Here is a 21625-nt window from a genome sequence, read left to right on the forward strand (position 1 = left end):
CCGGGCACGCGGGTGAGACACTGGCATGCGTGTTGACCACCTCCGCCTCGGTCCGGTTCACCGTGTGGACGAACGCGATGCTGACCGGCGCCTGCGATCCCGACACCGCCGCGCACAAGATCCTCGGTGAGGACGTCGGGCACCAGGTCGCCGGACTGCCGGGCCATCCTGAGCCCGCGACGTTGCCCGTCGCGCTCAACTTGCTGCGCGCAGCCGGGGCCAAGCAGGCGCACCTTGCGCTGCCGATCCCCGGTGACCCGATCGGGTTGGCCGGGCCACCGGCGTTCAACGAGGTCGCCCTGGAGTCCGGCGAAGCGGTCGTCTTCACCGGACCGGACCTCGGCCTGGTCCCGGCGTACGTCGGTCCGGCCGTGCAATGGACTGCGCTCCCGGCCACCAGTCCCCAGCCGGCCGACTTCGGCGAGGCCGACCGTGCGCTTCGGCTCGCACTGATCGATGCCGCCGATTCGCTGGCCGCCATGGACGTCGCCCGCTGGAAGCCCGAGGTGGCCGACGCCCTCATCGACATCCGCCGGATCGGCACCGGCCGCGGCGACGACCTGGCCCCCGGCTACCCGTCCCGCGCGGTAAAGTCCGCCGCCACCGCCCGTCGCCTGCTCGCGATCGCCGACGCCGCACTGGAGGACGACGGCGCCGCCATCACCACCACGGATGCCGACGCACGCCGCCGTACCCTCCTCGCCCTCGCCACCGCAGCCCGCCGAGCCCTCGTCGCCGCCTGCGCTCCCCCACCCCCCGCCTAACCCGCTCCCACAACACCAACGGATAACCCACCGTGTTGCCCGTTCTCCCCCTTCACCAGGCACCAGAACGGGCGACGCGGACGGATATCCGTTCATGTGGTGGAGGTGAGGGCCGGCACGGGGGCTGGTGTTCATGTTTGGGATGTGGACCGGACCACCGCGTGACAGGTCTTGTAGGTAGCGTTCGGGGTGTCATGACTGAACAGTCCGAGGTTGAGATGCATTCGCACGATCGTCCGACGCTGCTGGTCACGTTGACCGGCACGGACCGGCCGGGGCTGACGTCCGCCGTGCTGTCGACGCTGGCCACGCGGGGGCTCGAGGTCATCGACGCGGAGCAGGTCGTGCTGCGGGGGCGGCTGATTCTCGGTGTGCTGCTGTCGGCACCGCGTGATCACAAGAACCTGAAGGAAGAGCTCAAGGCGCTCGCGGCCGCACTCGACATCGACATCTCGGTGAAGAAGGGTGTCGGCGACAACGAACCCCGGCGCAAGGGCCGCAGCCAGGTGACGGTGATCGGGCATCCGCTGTCGGCGGTCGGGCTGGCTGCGATCGCCGGGCGGATCGCGGACACCGGGGCGAACATCGACCGGATCAGCCGGATGGCGCGGTACCCGGTGACGGCGATGGAGATCGCGGTCTCCGGTGCGGCGCCCGAGACGTTGCGGACGGTGCTGGCGCAGGAGGGCGTTCGGCAGGGGCTGGATGTCGCCGTACAGGACGGTGGGTTGTACCGGCGGGCCAAGCGGCTGATCGTGATGGACGTCGACTCCACGCTGATCCAGGGCGAGGTGATCGAGATGCTCGCCGGGCACGCCGGCCGGGAGGAAGAGGTTGCCCGGGTCACCGATCAGGCGATGCGCGGGGAGCTCGACTTCGCCGAGTCGCTCGAGCACCGGGTCAAGGCACTGGCCGGGCTGCCGGCGTCCGCACTTGACGACGTGTACGACGCGATCCAGTTCGCGCCGGGTGCGCGGACGCTGGTCCGTACGCTGAAGCGGCTCGGGTACCAGTTCGCCATCGTCAGCGGTGGATTCAGCCAGATCACCGACAAACTCGCCGCCGAGCTCGGGATCGACTACGCGAAGGCGAACGAGCTGGAGATCGTCGACGGCAAACTCACCGGCCGCGTCATCGGCGAGATCGTCGACCGCGCCGGCAAGGCCGTCGCCCTGCGGCAGTTCGCCGAACGCTCGAAGACCCCGCTCTCCCAGACAGTCGCCATCGGCGACGGCGCCAACGATCTCGACATGCTCGCCGCCGCCGGCCTCGGGGTCGCCTTCAACGCCAAACCGGTCGTCCAGGCCGCCGCCGACACCCACCTCAGCGTCCCCTACCTCGACACGATCCTCTACCTCCTCGGCATCAGCCGCGAAGAAGTCGAAGCCGCCGACGCCGACCAACCCGCCTGACCCACCACCCCGCCGTACGGCGACCTTGGGCACCCATCGACCACGGGGGCCGGGTGCGGGCGGTTGGTGGGTGCACAAAGCGCGGTCGGCGGGGCGGTCGCTGACTACGATCGGGTGGTGGAGTTCAGGGAGCGGGCGGCCGGGGTTGGGGATGCTGAGGCGATCTGTGGGGTGATTGCGGCTGCCGAGGTTGGGTGGCACGGGCGGGCTGAGGTGGTCGTGGATCGGGTCGTGGCGGATCTGCGGCGGCCTTTGATCGAGCTGGGGGCCGACACGCTGGTGGTGGAGGCGCCTGGGGGTGCGGTGGCTGGGTGGGCCTGGAACCACGGTGGGAAGCGGGCTCAGGTGGACGTGCATCCGTCGTACCGGGGGCTAGGGCTGGGGACTCGGTTGCTGGACTGGGCCGAGGGGCGGTCGCGGGAGGTTGGGAGCGAGTGGATCGCGCAGACGGTCGATGATGCGGACAAGGCTGGGACTGAGCTGCTGCAGTCGCGGGGGTACGACGTTCTTGCGGTGAACTGGTTGCTGGAGTGTCCGCTCGGGAGTCGGCAACTGAGCGAGGTTCCGGCGGGGATTCGGTTGGAGGGGTACGACCCGGCTCGGGCCGAGCAGGTACATGACGTGGTTGAGGACGCGTTCGCCCAGTTCGGGTCCCGGCGGAAGTCGTTCGCGGAGTGGGCCGAGCTGACGGTTGCGCGGGCCAGCTTCCGGCCGGAGGCCTCAACGCTCGCGTACGACGGCGACGTACTGGTCGGTGTGGTGATCGCACTCGACGGCGACGAGGGGTACGTCGAACAGGTCGCAGTCGGCGTGGACCACCGCAACCGGGGAATCGCGCGGGCGATGCTGGACCGGACGGCGGCGGAATTCCACCGCCTTGGCCGGACCAATCTGACTCTCTGGACGCATTCCGGCACCGGGGCACTCGCGATGTACGAACACCTCGGTCTGAGCGTGCGGCGCAGCACGACCGTTCATCGGGTGATGCTCTGAACTGTTGACAGCGACCGTGAGAGCGCTCACATTTGGCAGAACTTGTAGGCCTCAACCCGCCCCCGGAGGTCGCTGTGCGCTCCCGCCCGCTTTTCATCGCATCACTCGCCGCCCCACTCCTCATCGCCGCGTCACTGACTGTCGTGGCGCAGGCCAGTGCCCCACCGCCGCCGGCCGGGTGGTCGACCGTCTGGGTCGACGACTTCGACGGTCCGGCGAACACGCTGCCGTCCGGTGCGAACTGGATCATCGACACCGGCCACGGCTATCCCGGTGGCCCCGCGAACTGGGGTACCGGCGAGGTCCAGAACTACACGAACAGCACCAACAACATCGCCCTCGACGGCACCGGCAACCTGCGGATCACCCCGCGCCGCGACGGTGCCGGCAACTGGACGTCGGCCCGGATCGAGACCCAGCGCAGCAACTTCAAGCCGCCGGCCGGCGGGGTGCTCGCGATGGAGAGCCGCATCCAGATGCCGAACGTCACCGGCAACGCCGCACTCGGCTACTGGCCGGCGTTCTGGGCGCTGGGTTCGCCGTACCGCGGCAACTACTGGAACTGGCCGGGTATCGGCGAGTTCGACATCATGGAGAACGTCAACGGGATCAATTCGGTCTGGGGCGTGCTGCACTGCGGCGTGAACCCCGGTGGCCCGTGCAACGAGACCAGCGGCCTCGGCGCCAGCCGCGCCTGCCCCGGCTCGACCTGCCAGTCCGCATTCCACACCTACCGCTTCGAGTGGGACACGAGCATCTCGCCGCAGCAGCTGCGTTGGTACGTCGACGGCCAGCAGTACCACTCGATCAGTCAAAGCCAACTCCCAGCCGACACCTGGTCGAACATGACCTCGCACGCCGGCTACTTCATCCTGCTGAACCTGGCGATCGGCGGGGCGTTCCCGGATGCACTCAACGGCCCGACCCCACGCGCCGAGACGGTTCCCGACCGGCCGATGATCGTCGACTACGTCGCTGTCACGCAGAAGGGCGGCGGCACCACACCTCCGCCGACCTCTCCCCCGCCGGGTGGCGGCGGTAGCGCGTACAGCACCATCCAGGCCGAGTCCGCCCAGCAGCAGAGCGGCACCGGCGTCGAGACCACCAGCGACACCGGCGGCGGCCAGAACCTGATGCAGGTCGGCAACGGTGACTGGGCGCTCTACCGAGGCATCGACTTCGGCAGTACGGCGGCCCGCCAGTTCACCGCCCGGGTCGCGTCCGGCGCTGGCGGCGGGGTGAGCGGCCTGGTCGAAGTCCGCCTGGACAGCCGCAGCAACGCCCCCATCGGCAGCTTCGCCATCGCCAATACCGGCGGCTGGCAGTCCTGGCGCTCGGTCCCGGCCAACATCTCGTCCGTCACCGGCGTCCATGACGTCTACCTGACCTTCACCAGCGGCCAGCCGGCCGACTTCGTCAACGTCAACTGGTTCACCTTCGGCCGCTGACATGGGTACGGCGAAGCTTCTCGCCGCCGGGGTGGTGCTGGTCGGTGTGGTCACCGCGCTGGTGATCCACGACCAGCCCACCAGCCAGGCGGGCGTCGACCACTCGCAGCACGGTCAGGTACCGACCAAGGCCCAGGAGGCGGCCATGATGGCCGCCCAGGAGGCACCGGTTCGTGGCTCGGAGTTCCGGGCCGAGTGCCGCAGCAGCCACCGGGCCGGTGACGACCCGATCGTTTTCCCTGGCCAGTCCGGCGGCTCACACATCCACGAGTTCTTCGGCAACACGACCACGAATGCCAACTCGACCCTGCAGTCGCTGCGGCTCGGTGGCACGAACTGCGATCCGGTGTCGGACAAATCGGCGTACTGGACGCCGACGCTGTACAAGAACGGCGTACCGGTCGCGCCTGAGCGAGTGACCATCTACTACCAGGGCATCACGGACCGCACCAACGCGCGGGCCTATCCCCAAGGTCTGCGTTACGTGATCGGGAACGCCCTGGCAACCAGTCCGGACCAGAACCCCGCCGCCCGGTGGTCCTGTGTCGGTCAGAGCCAGTCCAGCCGGGACTTCCTGGTCTGCCCGCCCGGTACCAAGCTGGAGAACTACCTGGACTTCCCCACCTGCTGGGACGGTGTCCGGCTCGACTCACCGAACCACCGCGACCACATGGCGTTCCCGGCCGGTACGACGTGTCCAGCCAGCCACCCGGTCGTCGTACCGCGACTGGAGTTCCTGATCACCTACCCGGTCAACGGCACCGGACTGAGCCTGGCCGGGACCCGGAACGGGGTCAACGTGACCACCGCACCCGGCTACACGTTCCACGGCGACTTCCTGAACGTCTGGGACCCGGCCGAGCTCCAGCGGCGCGTCGACAACTGCATCCGGGCCGGTTACGTCTGTGGGACCGACGGCCGGCCGATTCAGCAATAGGCCGATCCAGCAATAAGGCCGGATTGCGGTCTCCCGGGGGCCGAGCACTTATCCTTCGGCTATGTCTGAACAGCTGGGTGAGGTGAATGGTGGGCCGGGGGCCCTGTTCGCCATTGGTGGTGCCGAGGACAAGCTGAAGAAGCGCACGGTGCTGCAGGAGTTCGTCGAGGCTGCCGGTGGGTCGAAGGCGCGGATCGTGGTGGTGCCCACCGCGTCGGCGCTCGGGCAGGATGTGGTCGACGTCTACCACGCGCTGTTCGCGGCTCTCGGTGCGCAGAGTGTCGTCGGGGTCCGCCCGGAGAACCGGGAGGACGCCGACGACCCGGCCTTCATCGCGCCGCTGCACGATGCCACCGGCATCTTCATGACCGGTGGCAACCAGCTGAAGCTCGCTGGGGTTGTCACCGGTACGGCGTTCGGCCGGGCCGTCACCGCGGCCCACGCGCGCGGGGCGGCCGTGGGTGGCACATCGGCGGGTGCGAGCATCCTGGCCGAGCACATGATCGCCTTCGGCCGGTCCGGCGCGACGCCACGGCAGCGGATGAGCCAGCTGTCGAACGGGCTGGGCCTGGTGCAGGGCGCGATCGTCGACCAGCACTTCGCCCAGCGGAACCGGTACGGGCGGTTGCTGTCGCTGGTCGCCCAGTCCCCCGGACTGCTCGGGATCGGTGTGGACGAGGACACGGCGGCCGTCGTACGGGGGACGCACCTCGAGGTGGTCGGCCGCGGTGCGGTGACGATCTTCGACGGGAGCCGGATCACCTCGAACGCGCACCACGCCAGCCGGTCGGAGCCGCTGCTCGCGTCGGGCGTCGTACTGCATGTGCTGCCGGCGACGGCGACGTTCGATCTGCAGGCGCGGGTGCTGCTCTCGTACGGCGCGCAGCCGCCGGCCGAGGAGATCGCCGGGCTGGAGGCCGCCGAGGCGGACCTGCGGAAGCTGGCGAAGGAGATCGCGGCCGAGGGTGTCTCACCCAAGTACTACGCGGACCGCAAGAAGCGGGCGGGGCGGCGTACTGCCAAGACCTCGGCAGCCGGGGAGTCCAGACCGGAGGCGACCGAGCCGATCACGGCCGGCGCCGAACTCGACTCCCCCGACAGTTTGCACCGAGACACAGGAACCTCATGACGGAGAGCACCGAAATCCACGGCACGCCCAGCCCCGACCTCAAGATCATCGAGACTCGCGTCTACCGCGGTCCGAATGTGTGGAGCTACGAGCCGGCGATCCATCTGGTCGTCGACCTGGGCTCGCTGGAGAACTTTCCCTCGAACACGATCCCCGGGTTCACCGAGCAGCTCCTCGAGCATCTGCCCCGGCTCGACCAGCACCACTGCTCGCGCGGCCGCCGCGGCGGTTTCATCGAGCGGCTGAACGAGGGCACCTGGCTCGGGCACATCGCCGAGCACGTCGCGCTCCAGCTGCAGCAGGAGGCCGGCCACGACATGCGGCGCGGGAAGACCCGCCAGGTCAAGGGCCACCCCGGGCGCTACAACATCGTCTACGCGTATGCCGACGAGGCCGTGGGACTCGCCGCCGGTGAGCTCGCCGTGCGGTTCGTCAACCAGCTCGTGCAACCCGACCCCGAGTTCGACTTCACCGTCGAGCTGGAGAAGTTCATCAAGCAGGCGGAGCGTACGGCGTTCGGTCCGTCCACGCAGGCGATCGTCGACGAGGCCGTCTCCCGTGACATCCCGTGGATCCGGCTGAACAAGGCCAGCCTGGTCCAGCTCGGTCAGGGTGTGCACGCGAAGCGGATCCGGGCCACCATGACGTCGGAGACCGGATCGATCGCGGTCGATGTGGCCAGCGACAAGGACCTGACCACCCGGCTGCTCGCCTCGGCCGGTCTGCCGGTGCCGCGGTCGGAGTCGATCCGCACGGTCGAGGAGGCCGTCTCGATCGCGAACAAGCTCGGCTACCCAGTGGTGTGCAAGCCGCTCGACGGCAACCACGGCCGCGGTGTCTGCTTGAACCTGCAGAACGCCGACGACGTCCGCGAGGCTTTCCCGATCGCCGCGGAGCAGTCCCGCCGAGGCTGGGTGATCGTGGAGAACATGGTTGTCGGCAAGGACTACCGGTGCCTGATCATCAACGGCCGGATGGAGGCGATCGCCGAACGCGTCCCCGCGCACGTGGTCGGCGACGGCGTGCACACGGTGGCCGAGCTGGTCGACATCACCAACGCCGACCCGCGGCGCGGTGTCGGGCACGAGAAGATCCTCACCCGGATCACCGTGAACGCGGCCGCCCGCGAGCTCGTCCGCAGCCAGGGCTTCGAGCTGGACGACGTACCGCCCGAAGAGGTGATGGTGAAGCTCACCCTCACCGGCAACATGTCCACCGGTGGCATCTCCATCGACCGGACCTGGGAGGCGCACCCGGAGAACGTCGAGATCGCCGAGGAAGCGGCCCGGATGATCGGGCTCGACATCGCCGGGATCGACTTCATCTGCCCCGACATCACCCAGCCGGTGCGCGAGACCGGCGGCGCGATCTGCGAGGTCAACGCGGCCCCGGGCTTCCGGATGCACACGAACCCGACGATCGGCGAACCGCAGTACATCGCCAAGCCGGTCGTCGACATGCTGTTCCCGCCCGGTGCGACCAGCCGGATCCCGATCGTCGCCGTGACCGGCACGAACGGTAAGACCACCACCTCGCGGATGATCAGCCACGTCTTCAAGGGCATGGGCCGCAAGGTCGGTATGACGTCCACCGACGGCATCGTGATCGACGAGCGGCTGGTGATCCGGTCGGATGCTTCCGGGCCGAAGTCCGCCCGGATGGTGCTGCAGAACCCGCGCGTCGACTTCGCCGTGTTCGAGGTGGCCCGCGGTGGCATCCTGCGCGAGGGCCTGGGCTACGAGCGCAACGACATCGCCGTCGTACTGAACGTGCAGCCCGATCACCTCGGGCTGCGCGGGATCGACACGCTGGAGCAGCTCGCCGACGTGAAGGGCGTGCTGGTCGAGGCTGTGCCGCGGACCGGGTACGCCGTACTGAACGCCGACGACCCGCTGGTTCGCAAGATGCGGCGCAAGTGTTCCGGACAGGTCGTGTGGTTCAGCATGGCCGAGCCGGGCAGCGAGGTCCGCGAGTACATCGAGGGTCACTGCCGGCGTGGTGGTCGTGCCGTCGTACTCGAGCGCTCCGACCTCGGCGACATGATCGTGGTCAAGCACGGCCGTCGTTCGATGCAGCTCGCGTGGACACACTTGCTCCCGGCAACCTTCGGCGGGCGCGCGATGATGAACGTGCAGAACGGGATGGCCGCCGCGGCTGCCGCGTTCGCGGCCGGCGCGCCACTGCACGACATCCGGCAGGGCCTGCGGACGTTCAACACGTCGTACTACCTGTCCCCCGGCCGGCTGAACGAGATCGATGTCGACGGCCGCACGGTGATCGTCGACTACTGCCACAACGCGCCCGCGATGCGGATGCTCGGTGACTTCGTCGACCGGCTGGGCGAGAGCCTGATCGCGTCGTCCGAGCTCGGGCGGCCGTCGCGGATCGGTGTGATCGCGACCGCGGGTGACCGGCGGGACGAGGACATCCACGAGCTCGGCCAGATCGCGGCCCAGCACTTCGACGTCGTCATCGTCCGTGAGGACGCACGCCTGCGCGGCCGCAAGCGCGGCGAGCTGGCCTCGCTGATCGAGGCCGGGGTCCGGAGCGCGATGGACACCGGGGCCCGGTGCCGTCAGGTCGAGATCGTCATCGACGAGCTGACCGCGATCCGGCACGCGCTGGCCCGGTCGAACCGGGGCGACCTGGTTGTCCTGTGTGTCGATCAGCACCAGACCGTGCTGGCCGAGCTGGAGTCCGTGTCGCACCTGGCCCAGGCAGGCGCGCGCTCGGGCGACGAGGGCGGCGACCCGGACTTCGTGAAGCCGGAGGAGACCGAGGACCCCTCGGACGCTTAGTGGGAACTCCGCGGAGGGCAAGGGCGTTGGCTGTGCGTGAAGATGAAGTTGCTCGCGGCCACGATCGCCGTTGCCCTCCCGGTCCTGCTCTCCTCCTGCGGTTCCGACACATCCCCTCAGCAGGTTGCGGCGAAGACGCCCGGCGTACTGGTTGAGGACGCCTGGGTGCGCGCGACCGTCGGAACCAAGGACACCACGATGACCGCGGCCTTCCTGTCTCTGACGAATCCCGGGAACGCCGAGGTGAAGTTGATCTCGGCAACTTCCCCGGTGGCAGGCATGGTGCAGCTGCACGAGATGGCGATGAAGGACGGCAAGATGGTGATGCAGGAGAAGGCAGGCGGCGTCACCGTCCCGGCCACCTCGCATGCCCACCTCTCCCCCGGCGGTGACCACATCATGCTGATGAACCTGAAGAGTCCGCTCAAGCCCGGCGACGAGGTCCCCCTCACCCTCAAGTTCTCCGACAACACCACCCACGACCTCAAGGTCCCCGTCAAGGTCTTCACCGAAGAAGAAGAGCACTACCACCCGACCCCCACACCCCAGTGAAGCCTTCACGGCGACAGCTCTTCGGGTACGCCGGAGCAGCCGCCGCGGGTGCTGCCGTCACCGGTGCTGCCACCGTTGCCCTCGACAAGCAACCGCCTCCCGTCAGCCGGCTCATCTCTCCGTACGGCGACCGCCAGCCCGGCGTCGCCTCGCCCTCGCCCCGGCATGGGGAGCTGGTGGCGTTCAAGCTCTTGCCGGGTACCGACAAGGCCGCTCTCGGGCGGTTGCTGCGGTCGTGGTCTGCGAATGTGGTTGCCTTGAGCAACGGGCGCCCGGCGCCCGGGGATACGGCTCCGGAGCTTGCGAATGCGAACGTGGCACTGACCACGACTGTCGGTTTCGGGCCGCGGGTGTTCGAGCTGACCGGCAACAAACCGGCCGGGCTGGACGAGTTGCCGGTGATGCGGCATGACCGGCTGCAGGACGAGTGGTCGGGTGGCGACCTGCTGATCCTCGTCGGCGCGGATGACGAGCTGAGCGTCGTGCACGCCGTACGGCGCTTCGTCGCGGACGCGAAGCCGTTCGCGGTACCGGCGTGGCGGCAGACCGGGTTCTGGAACAGCACGGGCCCGGACGGGAAGCCGGTCACCGGGCGGAACCTCTTCGGCCAGGTGGACGGCACCGGCAACCCAGCTGTCGGGACCCCCGAGTTCGACGCGACCGTCTGGACGGCCGACGGCGGCACGACCCTCGTCGTACGGCGAATCAAACTCAACCTCGACACCTGGGACGAACTCACCCGCTCCGAACAGGAACGCGCCGTCGGCCGCAAACTCAGCACCGGCGCACCGCTCACCGGCACCGCCGAACACGACGAACTCGACCTCGAAGCCCGCGACGCCGAGGGTCGCCCGGTGATCGCCGCCAACGCCCACGCCCGGCTGTCCCACCACTCCGAGAACGACGGCCGCCGCATCTTCCGCAAAGGCCTCAACTACGTCCACGACACCGGTACTACGCGCGAGTCCGGCCTGATCTTCCTCAGCTACCAGGCCGATATCGCCGGCCAGTTCCTCCCGCTGCTGACCCGCCTGGATGCCGTCGACGCGCTTAACGAGTGGACCACCACCATCGGCTCCGCCGTCTTCGCCATCCCACCCGGCTTCGCCGCGGGCGGCTGGCTGGGCCAGGAACTTCTCGGCTGACCTGTCACCCTGGCACGCTCGCCACAGCGTTCTACCGGGTGAGGAGGCGATGCCGATGAGAGACCGACCGACCGAGGCGGACTTCGACGACTTCGTACGCGCCCGCTGGACCCCGACCGCCCGGCTGGCCTATGCACTGACCTTGGACCACCAACGGGCCGAGGATCTCGCGCAGGAGGCGTTCACCAAGCTCTGGTTCCACTGGGGCAAGGTCAGCACCGGAAGTCCGGAGGCCTATCTGCGCCGGATCGTGACCACGACCTTCCTGTCCACCCGGCGGCGGCGCTGGTTCGGCGAGCACCCGACCGAGACACCACCCGACGTCGCGGTCGCCGCGGCCACCGGTCAAATCGACGAGCGGCTGGCGCTGCGGCGCGCGATGGCGCAACTGAGCCCGCGACAACGGCGCAGCCGTCTACCTCCGGTACGCCGAAGACCTGTCCGAACGCAGTGTCGCCGACCTGCTCGGCTGCACCGTCGGCACGGTCAAACAGCACACCCGCCGCGGCCTCGACGCCCTGCGCGCGGAACTCGACTTCACGACACCCGATGAGCTGGCCGCCCTGGCCGGAAGGGGCATCGCATGACCCACGACCTGAACGAAAAGTTCGCCGTACTGACCGACGACCGCCCCGAACCGATCGACCCGGCCGCCCTCGTCCGCACCGGCATCACCCGACGCCGACGCCGCCGGGCCACCACCGGCATCCTCGCCACCGCCGCAGTTACCGCCGTCGCATTCACCGCCGCACCACTCGCGGGCGCTCTGCTCCGGACCGACCCCCCGACCGCCGGCGTACCGCAAGCGACACCGCCGGTGCACCGCCTGCCTGATCCGTGGGTGAACAAGCCTGTTCCGGGAGCTAAGGGCCTGTACCACTTCGCCCAGGGCAAGACCGGGAACCACAACTGGATCGTCGGTGCCCGAGGCAACTGCGTGGTGTTCCAGAACGCCGACCTGTGGCGCGGCATCAAGTCCACGAACAGCCCCATGATGACAGCCGGCGAAGGCCCGGCCTGCACACCTGACGGCTATCCGCGCCTCCGCGGCGGCCTGGGGTACGAGAACGACAACATCGGCATCCTCGCGGGCACCATCACGGCCGCAGCACGCAAGGTTCGCGTCACCAACTTCAAGCAGACGTACGTCGTCGATGCGGTCGGCACCCCGGCCAGCAGCACCAAGCGGTTCTTCGCGATCGCCTTCGAGGGCGGCACCGACCCGGGCTGGACCGCCGTACCGCTGGACGCCGGAGGCCGTCCGATCCGTTAGCCGGCGCGGCCGGGCTCCTCCGTGGTCGTCCCGTAACAGGCACGCATGAAGCTCAGGAACGAGGCCTGCAGACCCGTGGCATGGGTTTCCCTGAGCACGGCGGCGGTGAGGGTTACGCCTGTCTCCGAAGCGCGCAGGCTGTCGACGAGTTGCATGCTTCCGCGTCCGAGCATCCGGTAGATCGGTAGCTGTCCGGTCAGTTCTGCTTCGTTCACGGTCACGTGCAGTCGCGCGCCGCTCAGATCAGGCTGGGCGGCGGCGAGCTCGAGAACCTTGCTGTCAAAGGAAGCGACACCCGGGCTGCCCGCTCCGTACTTCGAGAACAGGGGGCATCCGGTGAGCAAGGCGAACAACGTGAACAGCCCGCCGTAGGAGTAGCCGAAGAGCCCATGACCGGCCGGAGCAACGCGGTACCGGCGGCACACTTCCGGATGAAGTTCGTCCGTGAGGAAGGTGAGGAAGGCATCGGCGCGGGCGGTCGCGAGCTCGGCGAGGTAGGCATCGACCTCTGCCTGGGTCATCGCACCCCTCTCGACGGCCAGGGCAAGCGTGGCTCGCATGTCCGGAGGCAGCGGCTCGCCCGGCGGAACGAGATCACGGTTCCGAACCCGGCTCCACTCGTCGGCTTCCGCGCCCGTGTAGCCCACTGTCACCTGGAGGTAAGGGGCGATCGGCAAGAGGACATCGCCTTGCATCACTGCCAACGGAGCGGTCTGCCCGACACTGAAGTTTCCGTCGGTCACGTAGAGCGCCGGGTAGCGCGCCTCGTCTTCGGCATAGTTCGGCGAGGTCGTCACCCAGACCGCAAAACGCCCACCGACCGCCACCGAGTCGAGCTCGAAGTAGTCGGTGTTGCCGAGAACCTGCGCTACCGGGATGTGCGTCAAGGGCCGTCTTCTCTCCGCCGGAGCTGACCTAAACAGTGGTGAGTTCACTGCCAGGTACTGTACTCAACAGTGGTGAGGACAGCAAGGGAGGCACTGTGAGATCGGCTGCGGGTGAAGGGCGCGAGCGACTGCTGGAGGCCTTGTTCGACGAGTTCGGCGAGAGCGGCCCCAGCCCGAGCTTGTCGATGCGCCAGGTGGCGGAGCGGCTCGGCGTGCACCACACGCTGCTGACCTACCACTTCGGCTCACGACCCAGCCTCCTGGGCGCAGTACTGTCGGAGGCACGCCGCCGCGACAACCTCGCGATCGCCGCAACAGGCAGCGAACTCGGGTTCGCTCCACTGTGCAGGGCCATCTGGGACTTCTATTCGGACGCCGCCCACGAGGACCGAACCCGCGCCTTCTTCCACCTGGCCGGACTCGCCGTCTACGAGCACAACGCCTACCAGAGTTTCGTCACCGGCCTCGACGACCTCGTGCACACCCTCGAAGCAGCAGCCCGTCGCGACGGCCACACGGCAACCGAAGCAAGGCAGCAGAGCATCATCGCCGTTTCCTGCCTACGAGGACTGCTACTGCAGCGCCTGCTGACCCCGGACGCCGAGGTCGACGACGCAGCCGAGCGCTTCCTGGGATCCCTCCCGACATCCGGCCCCTGACCCAGGCCGCCAGCACCACTCCCAGCCCGGGTGAACCACCCCAGCCGAGCTGAACCACCCCAGCCCCGTTGACCAGGAGTGGCGGCTGGTTGCGGATCGGCGCTCGCCGCGAACTGCTCTTGAGGGTTAGGCGGCTCGGAAGCTGAGGAACTTGGTGCTGGGGTAGCTGTGGAAGTTGTTGGCCGGCTCTAGTGACGGGGTGCCTGAGCAGTCGGGGGTGCGGTAGAGGTGGACGTCTTCGGTGGACCAGTTGAAGAGTGCGCCGGGGGCGAAGGTGAGCTGGGTGCAGGCGGTGGGGACGTCGTTGTAGATGAGGCTCTTGCCGCCGAAGCTGGTGGTTTCGTAGAAGCAGGCCTGGCCGGGTTCGCAGGCGGTGCTTTCCGTGGACGCCGAGGCCGGGGTGGCCGCGGCGCCGAGCAGCAAGGTGGTCGCGGCGGCGCCGAGGAGGATGCGACGGTTCATGGGTCTGAGCTCCAGGTAAGAGAAGGGCGGTTCCCTGACACCGACGAGCTTATGGTTGAACCTTCACTCAGACTGCGCTTTCCGGCGTGTTGCGTCGCGAGAACAAGCGGCGTTTCGGCTCGTCGCGATCGATCCAGTCCAGGTCGTCACCCAGTACGGCGTCGTTCGTCCGGTCGGCGTACGGGTCGGGTGGCGGTGGGACCGGGGGCAGGGCGCGGAGCTTCAGCGCGACCATCGGGATCGCGAGCAGGACGGCCACCACGAGCCAGGCGCCGTACTCCCGCAGGATCGGTCCGAACGAGTTGAAGAAGGCGTCCATCGCCGCATCCACGGTCGGGTTGAACGCCTGACCGCTGGGCGCGCGGTCGATCGCCTGGATCGCGGCGACCACTCCGAACGAGGCGAGGTACCAGGCGGTCAGCGGCGCCCAGAAGTACGCCGAACGCCACCCGCGCAACCAGCAGGCGACGTACAGGATCAGTGCCAGACCGATGCCGACGAGGAGTCCGTTCAGCTGCCAGAGCCAGCGGAAGTCGGTCAGCTGACCGGCCGGGCGCAGCGCATACCAGGCGAGCGGCAGCGCGAGCGCGAACGCGGCGATCACCGAACTTCTGGTGCCCAGGGCACCAATGAGACCGCCGGCAGCACTTGCCACCAGCAACGAGATCAGCAACTCCCGTTCCTGCCAGGGATTGCCAGTCAGCCACCAGGCGCCCGCGGCAACAATCAGCACGAGCGGCACGGTGGCGCGGACGCGCGCGACCAGCAGCCCGGCCAGCACTCCCCCGGCGAATCCGCCTAGCAGCAACAGATCCAGCCGCGGCGGCACGAACATCGTCGTACCGCCCGGCAGGCCCTTCAGGTACACGGCGGAGAAGCCACCCACGAACCAGGCGACAACAGCAGCCGGGATCGACCACAGGTAGCGCATCCTCATCCCCGTCCCGCCCCAACCGAGGGCGGTGGGACTAGTGCTGGGCTCTTTCGACCTTGGACTTCAGGTCTTCCGGTGTGTCGACGGTAGCTCCCTCGGACCGCAACCAGCCGTCAAGACTCGCCCGATCCTGCAGAGACATCACCGCGACCACGTCACCCGGCTGGGCCTGAGCGACCAGCGCCTGCGCCGCCTCCAGCTCGGTCGGGTACGCCGGTACGTCGTCGACGCCGACCGACGCGGCTCCCTCGCGGAAGACCGCCTCCAGTTCGGACGGCGGTCGCCCGCGCAAGTACTCGCTCTTGTGCCCGATCGCCACCTGATCGGCACCACGCGCACCGATCGCGCCCAGCGCGGACACCATGTCGTCAGCACGGTCACCCGGCGAACCGAGTGCGAGCAGCAACCGTCCACCCTCGTGCCGAACGCCGTTCATGATCTCGAGCAGGGCTTCCAGGCCGGCCTCGTTGTGCGCGAGGTCGATCACCACGGTGAAGCCACGCAGCGAGTACATGTTCATCCGGCCGGGGTTGTTCTCGTTCGGCGAGAACGAACTCAGCCCTTCGATGACCGCGGCCCGCGGCAACCCGAGCCCGAGCGCTGCCGACGCGGCCGCGAGCGCATTCTCCACGTTGTAGTGCGACAGCCCGGACAGAGTCATCGGTACGTCGACGACCTTCAGCAGCGGCTCCGGATCGGTCGCCTGGTCGAGCACCGTGATGAAGCCGTCGAGGACGGTGGTCGCCCGGCCGCCTTCGTCGAGTACGGTGCGGATCGACGGCGAGTCGGGATCCCGCGAGAACACCCAGCACTTGGCCGGCGAACCGAGCCGCATCGCGAACGTGCGCGGGTCGTCGCCGTTCACCACGCACCAGCCGCGCGGGCGGGTGATGTGGGTGATGACCGCCTTCACCTCGGCGAGCTGGTCGACCGTGTCGATCCCGCCCAGCCCGAGGTGGTCCGCGGTGACGTTGGTGACGACGGAGACGTCGTTCGAGGCGACCCCGACACCGCGGCGCAGGATGCCACCGCGGGCAGTCTCGGTGACCGCCAGCTGGATCCCCGGCTGGGACAGCACCTGCCCGGCGCCGCTCGGGCCGGAGAAGTCGCCGTACTTGACCAGTTCGCCGTCGAAGTAGACGCCGTCGGTACTCGACCAGCCGACGTGCAGCCCGGCCGCACGCCCGATGTGGGCGATCATCCGGGAGGTCGTGGTCTTGCCGTTGGTGCCGGTGACCGCGACGACCGGCACCTTCGGCCGGATGGTCGGCGGCACGTTACCGGGCGGCTCGTTGTGTACCCGCTCGCCGACGGTCGCCATCAGCTCGGGCAGATGGTCGGCACCGAACGCGTCCAGCACCTCGACGATCGCCGCCGCGAGCGCCCGCGCGCGCTGTTCGTGGGCCCAGGGGAAGGCCACGACCAGCCGGTGATTGTCCGACTCCGGCCGGACCCGGACACCGATCCGGCCGATCCCGGCCTCGCGGGCGATCCGCCGTACGACGTGCCCGGTGACCCGGATCGCGAACCGCTGCCGGAACCCGGAGCCGATCCGCCCCGGCCGGGTGGTTCCCAGACCGACGGCCTGCGCGTACGCCTTCGCGGCCGGCGCCGGGGCGTCCACCAGCGCGGTCACGTCGAGCGTGAGCTTGACCGCCGCGCGGCTGAAGTACAGGTTGGCGCCGTCCAGCACACGGAGCTCAACCAGAGAGGTCGTGGGCACTACGCTCCCATCGCGTGGTAGCCGCCGTCGACGTGGATGATCTCGCCGGTGGTGGAGGGGAAGAAGTCACTGAGCAGGGCAACGATGGTGCGGCCGGTGGGCTCCAGGTCGGTCGGGTCCCAGCCGAGCGGGGCGCGCTCGAGCCAGGGCTCCTCGAACTTCTCGAAGCCCGGAATCGCCTTCGCAGCCAGCGTCTTGAGCGGGCCGGCCGAGACCAGGTTGCAGCGGATACCCTGCGCGCCGAGGTCGCGAGCCAGGTACCGGCTGGTCGACTCCAGCGCCGCCTTGGCCACGCCCATCCAGTCGTAGCCCGGCCAGGCCACGGTCGCGTCGAACGTCATACCGACAACGCTGCTACCGCGCGGCATCAGCGGTGCACACGTGGTCGCGAGCGACTTGAGGCTGTACGCCGAGACGTGCACAGCCTGTGCGACGTCCTCCCACGGACCCTCGAGGAACTTGCCGCCGAGGATCGTCTCCGGGTTCCCGTACGCGATCGAGTGCACGACGCCGTCGAGACCGTCGACATGCTCCCGTACGGCGTCCGGCAGCGCGGCCAGGTGCTCCGCGTTCGTCACGTCGAGCTCGAGCACCGGCGGTTCGACCGGGAGGCGCTTCGCGATCCGTTTGGTGATGCTCAGAGCCCGGCCGAAGTTCGAGATCAGCACGGTGGCGCCCTGTTCCTGCGCCACCTTGGCCGTCGCGAAACCGATCGAGGAGTCCAGCGTGACCCCGGCGACCAGGATCCGCTTGCCGTCGAGGATGCCCACCGGCGTTCCCCTTTTCTGCGAAGTGATGGTTAGTTGCCCATACCGATGCCGCCGTCGACCGGGATCACCGCTCCGGTGATGTATCCGGCCTCCTCGGAGGCGAGCCAGCGGACCGCGTGCGCGATCTCCTCGGTCAGGCCGAACCGGCCGAGCGGGATCTGGCTCAGGTACTGCTTCGAGGTCTCTTCCGGCAGTACGGCGGTCATGTCGGTCTCGACGAATCCCGGCGCGACCACGTTGGCCGTGATGCCGCGGCTGCCGAGCTCGCGCGCGATCGACCGGGCCATCCCGACCAGACCGGACTTGCTGGCCGCGTAGTTCACCTGCCCGGCCTGGCCGAGCAGGCCGACCACCGAGGAGATGAAGACGATCCGGCCCTTGCGCAGCCGCAGCATGCCCTTGGCTGCCCGCCGGGCGACCCGGAAGGAACCGGTCAGGTTCGTGTCGATGACCGAGTGCCAGTCGTCGTCGGACATCCGCAGCAGCAGCCTGTCGCGGGTGATGCCGGCGTTGGCCACCAGCACCTCGACCGGACCGTGCGCCTCCTGGATGGTCTCGAAGGCCGCGTCGACCTGCTCCTGGTCGGTGATGTCGCACTTCACACCCAGGAAGCCCTCCGGCGGTGGACTGCTGTTGTAGGTCACCGCGACCTGGTCACCGGCTTCCTTGAACGCGGTCGCGATCGCCAGCCCGATCCCCCGGTTGCCACCGGTCACCAACACAGACCTGCCCACAAGAACTCCTCACCCGTTGCCAGTCGTAGCCGAACGCTATCCTCAGGAGTCTTCGAGCCGGAAACCGACCTTCAATCCGACCTGGTAGTGATCGATCTGGTTGTCGACGATGTGGCCGCGGATCTGGGTCACCTCGAACCAGTCCAGGTGCCGCAGGGTCTCACCGGCCCGGGTGATGGCGTTCGTGATCGCCTCGTTCACCCCCTCCTTCGACGTACCGACGATCTCCGTCACTCGATAAGTCCGATCCGTCATCAGGCTTCCTTCCGTCGCGGCGTACCGTGGTTGATGGTGAGGAGGATAGATGTCCAAACGTCGTGAACGGTCCGGCGAAACGGTCATTTCGGTGACGAGTGCGCAGCCCGGCCGTTCCGAGGACCTGGACAGCCGCATCATCCGGTACGCCGCGATGATGGGACTGCGGGTCGCGTGTTTCGTGCTGGCCGTGTTCACCCCGTCGCCCTGGCGCTGGATGTTCGTGGTCGGCGCGGTGTTCCTGCCGTACTTCGCGGTCGTGCTGGCCAACGTCGCGAAGACCGCGACCCAGGACAGCGGTACGCCGTATGTCCCGCCGGACCGGCCTTCGCTGGAGGCGTCACCGGGCCCGGTGATCAAGGCCGAACCGGACCCCGAACCGGTGCAACAGACCGACACCGAAAAGTGATCTGTGCCGGGACTGGAAAGTTCGCCGGGTTCCGTGTCAGAATCTCCCGCGTGCGCTGAAGTTCACTGTTGGAATTCAGCCTGTTGATGCGGCGTCGGACGGCTCCCCCCGTGGCTGTCCGACGTCGCTTCATTTGTGCCGGGGCCCGATATTTACCCCAGGCTATTGATAATTGAGGGATCAGGAATGGTTATGCCAGAGATCTGCTCGTCCAAGGGGTGCGGCAACGCCGCGACCTGGGCGGTGCTGTGGAACAACCCGAAGATCCACACGCCCGACCGGCGTAAGACGTGGCTGGCCTGTGACGAACACAAGGCGACCTTGTCCGACTTCCTGGACCGCCGCGGATTCCTCCGCGACGTCGAACCTTTCAGCGCAACAGCGTCTTAGGTCGTAGCGAAAAAACACATTTCCGGTTATCCGCCGATGGCGGACATCGGGCGCGCGGGTTGCAGGAACGACGGATCGTTGATGCCGTGGCCGGGGAGTTTCTTCCACATCGCCCGCCGCCAGCGATCCGCGAGTTCCGCATCATCGGCACCGGCCCGCATTGCCGTGCGCAGATCGGATTCGGTCCGGGCGAACAAGCAGTCGCGCACCTGACCGTCGGCGGTCAGCCGGACCCGGTCGCAGTCACCACAGAACGGCCGTGTCACCGACGCGATGATCCCGACCGTCTGCGAACCGCCACGGACGCTGAAGATCTCGGCCGGCGCACTCCCCCGCGCCGCGGCATCGGTCGGCTCCAGGCCGAACTGCTCACCGAGCTGCTCGAGGATCTCGTCCGCGGTCACCATGGTGGCCCGGTCCCATCCGTGCTGCGCGTCCAGCGGCATCTGCTCGATGAACCGCAGCTCGTAGCCGTGCTCCAGGCAGAACTCCAGCAACTCCGGCGCCTGGGTGTCGTTGATCCCGCGCATCAGTACGGCGTTCACCTTGACCGGCGAAAGTCCGGCCTCCTGGGCCGCTGCCATCCCGGCCAGCACGTCCTTCAGACGGTCCCGCCGGGTCAGCTCGACGAAAGTATCGGGCCGAATGGTGTCGAGACTCACATTCACCCGGTCCAGCCCGGCCTCCTTGAGCGCGACCGCCTGCCGGGCCAACCCGATCCCGTTGGTCGTCAGCGACACCTCAGGCCGCGGCTCGAGCGCCGTCGTACGGGCGACGATGCCGACCAGACCACGGCGCAGCAGCGGCTCGCCACCGGTGAAACGGATCTCGTGGACTCCCAGCTGGGTGACCGCAATCCCTACCAGCCGGACGATCTCGTCGTCGGTGAGCAGCTCAGGCTTGGCCAGCCAGTCGAGGCCCTCTTCGGGCATGCAGTAGGTGCAGCGCAGATTGCAACGGTCCGTGAGCGAGACGCGCAGATCCGTGGCGATCCGGCCATAGGTATCTGCCAGACCTACCTGCGTCACCTCTTCGGTCGCCGTCACGAGCCCAGAGTACGTGCCGCCGCCGACGGTTTGCGGGCCATGGCTTAAGTTCGAGACGTGCGTCGATTGATGAACGTCCGGTGGCTCGGCGCCGCGCTGACGATCCTGGTCCTGGCCACGGTCTGCATTCAGCTCGGCCGCTGGCAGCTGCATCGGCTGCACGACCGGGAGGTCCGCAACGGCGTGACCACGTCGAATCTGGCCGCCGCACCGGCGCCGCTCGACCAGATCGTCGGCCCGCAGGGCGTCGTCGGCGACCAGCACGCGTGGCGGACAGCGGTCGTCACCGGCCACTTCGACGCCACCAAGCAGATAGTTCTGCGCTATCGGAACGTGAACGACCGGCCTGGATTCGAAATCATCACCCCGCTGGTGCTTCCGAGCGGGAAGGCGATTCTGGTCGACCGGGGCTTCCTCGTTCGCCAAGGCGCCGAACTCGCCCCGGGCAAGATCCCCGCCGTACCGGAAGGTGAGGTGACGATCACCGGCCGGCTGCAGCGCAGCGAGCGCGGCGGCAGCACCAACGGCGGTACGCCGGACAACGGGACCGCGCGGCTGATCAACGGGCCGGCGTACGCCAAGGCACTCGGGCTGGACCTGTACGACGGTTACCTGATGGTGGACAGCCAGGTGCCGGCCAACGACCCGGCGTTCGGGAAGTTCCCCGGGCCCGAGATCGACAGCGGACCGCACTTCTTCTACGCGCTGCAGTGGTTCCTGTTCGCGATCCTCGCGGTCGGCGGGCTGATCTACTTCACCCGCCGCCCGGCCACCGACGCCGCGGGCGAAGTTGTTGCCGAGCGCAACGAAACTCCGGAACCCGCGGCTCCTCGGGACTGAGAAACGAACGCTTGCCATCGGCCCCGAACTGTCGAGGTGCGGAGGTTGCGGCGGTGAGGCAGGAT

At 68.4% G+C, this 21625-nt stretch carries 24 protein-coding genes and 1 pseudogene; 16 read left to right on the plus strand and 9 right to left on the minus strand.

Annotated features, from left to right (window positions below):
• The first annotated feature begins 29 nt into the window (after positions 1–29).
• The 8 genes from ACFCV3_RS19320 to ACFCV3_RS19355 all read left to right on the plus strand — a co-directional run bounded on the left by ACFCV3_RS19320 (position 30) and on the right by ACFCV3_RS19355 (position 10033).
• A complete protein-coding gene (locus ACFCV3_RS19320; RefSeq protein WP_376031554.1) occupies positions 30–764 on the plus strand; it encodes a hypothetical protein in 735 nt (244 codons plus the stop codon).
• Positions 765–958: 194 nt separating this feature from the next.
• Complete coding sequence (gene serB, locus ACFCV3_RS19325; RefSeq protein WP_376031556.1) at positions 959–2176, plus strand: phosphoserine phosphatase SerB; 1218 nt, start codon at positions 959–961, stop codon at positions 2174–2176.
• 117 nt (positions 2177–2293) lie between these two features.
• Positions 2294–3169, plus strand: coding sequence for a GNAT family N-acetyltransferase (locus tag ACFCV3_RS19330; protein ID WP_376031557.1), 876 nt, complete (start codon positions 2294–2296; stop codon positions 3167–3169).
• A 74-nt stretch (positions 3170–3243) separates the two neighbouring features.
• Positions 3244–4617, plus strand: a complete 1374-nt coding sequence (locus ACFCV3_RS19335) for a glycoside hydrolase family 16 protein (protein ID WP_376031559.1) — start codon at positions 3244–3246, stop codon at positions 4615–4617.
• Position 4618: 1 nt separating this feature from the next.
• Entirely contained in the window at positions 4619–5554 is a 936-nt protein-coding gene (locus tag ACFCV3_RS19340) for a DUF1996 domain-containing protein (RefSeq protein WP_376031561.1), read from the plus strand.
• 61 nt (positions 5555–5615) lie between these two features.
• Entirely contained in the window at positions 5616–6683 is a 1068-nt protein-coding gene (locus tag ACFCV3_RS19345) for a cyanophycinase (RefSeq protein WP_376031563.1), read from the plus strand.
• Positions 6680–9481: a cyanophycin synthetase gene (cphA, locus tag ACFCV3_RS19350; protein WP_376031565.1), complete on the plus strand. Its 2802-nt coding sequence runs from the start codon at positions 6680–6682 to the stop codon at positions 9479–9481. The genes ACFCV3_RS19345 and cphA overlap by 4 nt, the downstream gene beginning before the upstream one ends.
• A gap of 42 nt (positions 9482–9523) precedes the next feature.
• The gene (locus ACFCV3_RS19355; RefSeq protein WP_376032431.1) at positions 9524–10033 is read left to right on the plus strand and encodes a copper chaperone PCu(A)C; all 510 of its coding nucleotides are present in this window, start codon (positions 9524–9526) and stop codon (positions 10031–10033) included.
• Between the two features lie 5 nt (positions 10034–10038).
• Here the strand turns inward: ACFCV3_RS19355 and ACFCV3_RS19360 are convergent, their stop codons facing one another.
• Positions 10039–10200: a hypothetical protein gene (locus ACFCV3_RS19360; protein WP_376031567.1), complete on the minus strand. Its 162-nt coding sequence runs from the start codon at positions 10198–10200 to the stop codon at positions 10039–10041.
• Positions 10201–10209: 9 nt separating this feature from the next.
• Here ACFCV3_RS19360 and ACFCV3_RS19365 point away from each other — a divergent pair, with 9 nt between their 5' ends.
• From ACFCV3_RS19365 to ACFCV3_RS19380, 4 genes and pseudogenes are all read left to right on the plus strand, one after another.
• Positions 10210–11178, plus strand: a complete 969-nt coding sequence (locus ACFCV3_RS19365; RefSeq protein WP_376031568.1) for a Dyp-type peroxidase — start codon at positions 10210–10212, stop codon at positions 11176–11178.
• 55 nt (positions 11179–11233) lie between these two features.
• Positions 11234–11407: pseudogene (locus tag ACFCV3_RS19370) on the plus strand (sigma factor); the annotation flags it as partial.
• Between the two features lie 232 nt (positions 11408–11639).
• Complete coding sequence (locus ACFCV3_RS19375; RefSeq protein WP_376032433.1) at positions 11640–11765, plus strand: hypothetical protein; 126 nt, start codon at positions 11640–11642, stop codon at positions 11763–11765.
• Positions 11762–12451, plus strand: a complete 690-nt coding sequence (locus ACFCV3_RS19380; RefSeq protein ID WP_376031570.1) for a hypothetical protein — start codon at positions 11762–11764, stop codon at positions 12449–12451. Before ACFCV3_RS19375 ends, ACFCV3_RS19380 begins: the two co-directional genes overlap by 4 nt.
• On the opposite strand, the gene ACFCV3_RS19385 is transcribed toward ACFCV3_RS19380, so the two are convergent.
• Positions 12448–13338, minus strand: a complete 891-nt coding sequence (locus tag ACFCV3_RS19385; RefSeq protein ID WP_376031572.1) for an alpha/beta hydrolase — start codon at positions 13336–13338, stop codon at positions 12448–12450. The two genes, ACFCV3_RS19380 and ACFCV3_RS19385, sit on opposite strands and share 4 nt — an antisense overlap.
• A 95-nt stretch (positions 13339–13433) precedes the next feature.
• Here ACFCV3_RS19385 and ACFCV3_RS19390 point away from each other — a divergent pair, with 95 nt between their 5' ends.
• Positions 13434–13997 carry a TetR/AcrR family transcriptional regulator gene (locus ACFCV3_RS19390; protein WP_376031574.1) on the plus strand — a complete coding sequence of 188 codons (564 nt, stop codon included), beginning with the start codon at positions 13434–13436 and terminating at the stop codon, positions 13995–13997.
• A 126-nt stretch (positions 13998–14123) separates the two neighbouring features.
• Here ACFCV3_RS19390 and ACFCV3_RS19395 read toward each other — a convergent pair whose 3' ends face one another.
• The 6 genes from ACFCV3_RS19395 to ACFCV3_RS19420 all read right to left on the minus strand — a co-directional run bounded on the left by ACFCV3_RS19395 (position 14124) and on the right by ACFCV3_RS19420 (position 18875).
• Positions 14124–14459, minus strand: a complete 336-nt coding sequence (locus ACFCV3_RS19395; RefSeq protein WP_376031576.1) for a peptidase inhibitor family I36 protein — start codon at positions 14457–14459, stop codon at positions 14124–14126.
• 67 nt (positions 14460–14526) lie between these two features.
• Positions 14527–15396: a hypothetical protein gene (locus tag ACFCV3_RS19400; RefSeq protein ID WP_376031578.1), complete on the minus strand. Its 870-nt coding sequence runs from the start codon at positions 15394–15396 to the stop codon at positions 14527–14529.
• 31 nt (positions 15397–15427) lie between these two features.
• A complete protein-coding gene (locus ACFCV3_RS19405; protein ID WP_376031580.1) occupies positions 15428–17116 on the minus strand; it encodes a Mur ligase family protein in 1689 nt (562 codons plus the stop codon).
• On the minus strand, positions 17116–17886 hold the full coding sequence (fabI, locus tag ACFCV3_RS19410) for an enoyl-ACP reductase FabI (RefSeq protein ID WP_376031581.1): 771 nt from the start codon (positions 17884–17886) through the stop codon (positions 17116–17118). The genes ACFCV3_RS19405 and fabI overlap by 1 nt, the downstream gene beginning before the upstream one ends.
• A 29-nt stretch (positions 17887–17915) precedes the next feature.
• Complete coding sequence (fabG, locus tag ACFCV3_RS19415) at positions 17916–18620, minus strand: 3-oxoacyl-[acyl-carrier-protein] reductase (RefSeq protein ID WP_376031583.1); 705 nt, start codon at positions 18618–18620, stop codon at positions 17916–17918.
• A gap of 42 nt (positions 18621–18662) precedes the next feature.
• Positions 18663–18875 carry a dodecin gene (locus tag ACFCV3_RS19420; RefSeq protein WP_376031585.1) on the minus strand — a complete coding sequence of 71 codons (213 nt, stop codon included), beginning with the start codon at positions 18873–18875 and terminating at the stop codon, positions 18663–18665.
• 49 nt (positions 18876–18924) lie between these two features.
• On the opposite strand from ACFCV3_RS19420, the gene ACFCV3_RS19425 reads away from it, so the two are divergent.
• Both ACFCV3_RS19425 and ACFCV3_RS19430 read left to right on the plus strand, forming a co-directional pair.
• The gene (locus ACFCV3_RS19425; protein ID WP_376031587.1) at positions 18925–19284 is read left to right on the plus strand and encodes a DUF3099 domain-containing protein; all 360 of its coding nucleotides are present in this window, start codon (positions 18925–18927) and stop codon (positions 19282–19284) included.
• A gap of 186 nt (positions 19285–19470) precedes the next feature.
• Entirely contained in the window at positions 19471–19674 is a 204-nt protein-coding gene (locus tag ACFCV3_RS19430) for a hypothetical protein (protein ID WP_376031589.1), read from the plus strand.
• A gap of 26 nt (positions 19675–19700) precedes the next feature.
• Here ACFCV3_RS19430 and moaA read toward each other — a convergent pair whose 3' ends face one another.
• The gene (gene moaA, locus ACFCV3_RS19435) at positions 19701–20720 is read right to left on the minus strand and encodes a GTP 3',8-cyclase MoaA (protein ID WP_376031591.1); all 1020 of its coding nucleotides are present in this window, start codon (positions 20718–20720) and stop codon (positions 19701–19703) included.
• A gap of 57 nt (positions 20721–20777) precedes the next feature.
• Here moaA and ACFCV3_RS19440 point away from each other — a divergent pair, with 57 nt between their 5' ends.
• Complete coding sequence (locus ACFCV3_RS19440; protein WP_376031592.1) at positions 20778–21560, plus strand: SURF1 family protein; 783 nt, start codon at positions 20778–20780, stop codon at positions 21558–21560.
• Positions 21561–21625 lie beyond the last annotated feature (65 nt).

The sequence above is a fragment of the Kribbella sp. NPDC056345 genome, assembly GCF_042262745.1.
Lineage (GTDB): Bacteria > Actinomycetota > Actinomycetes > Propionibacteriales > Kribbellaceae > Kribbella.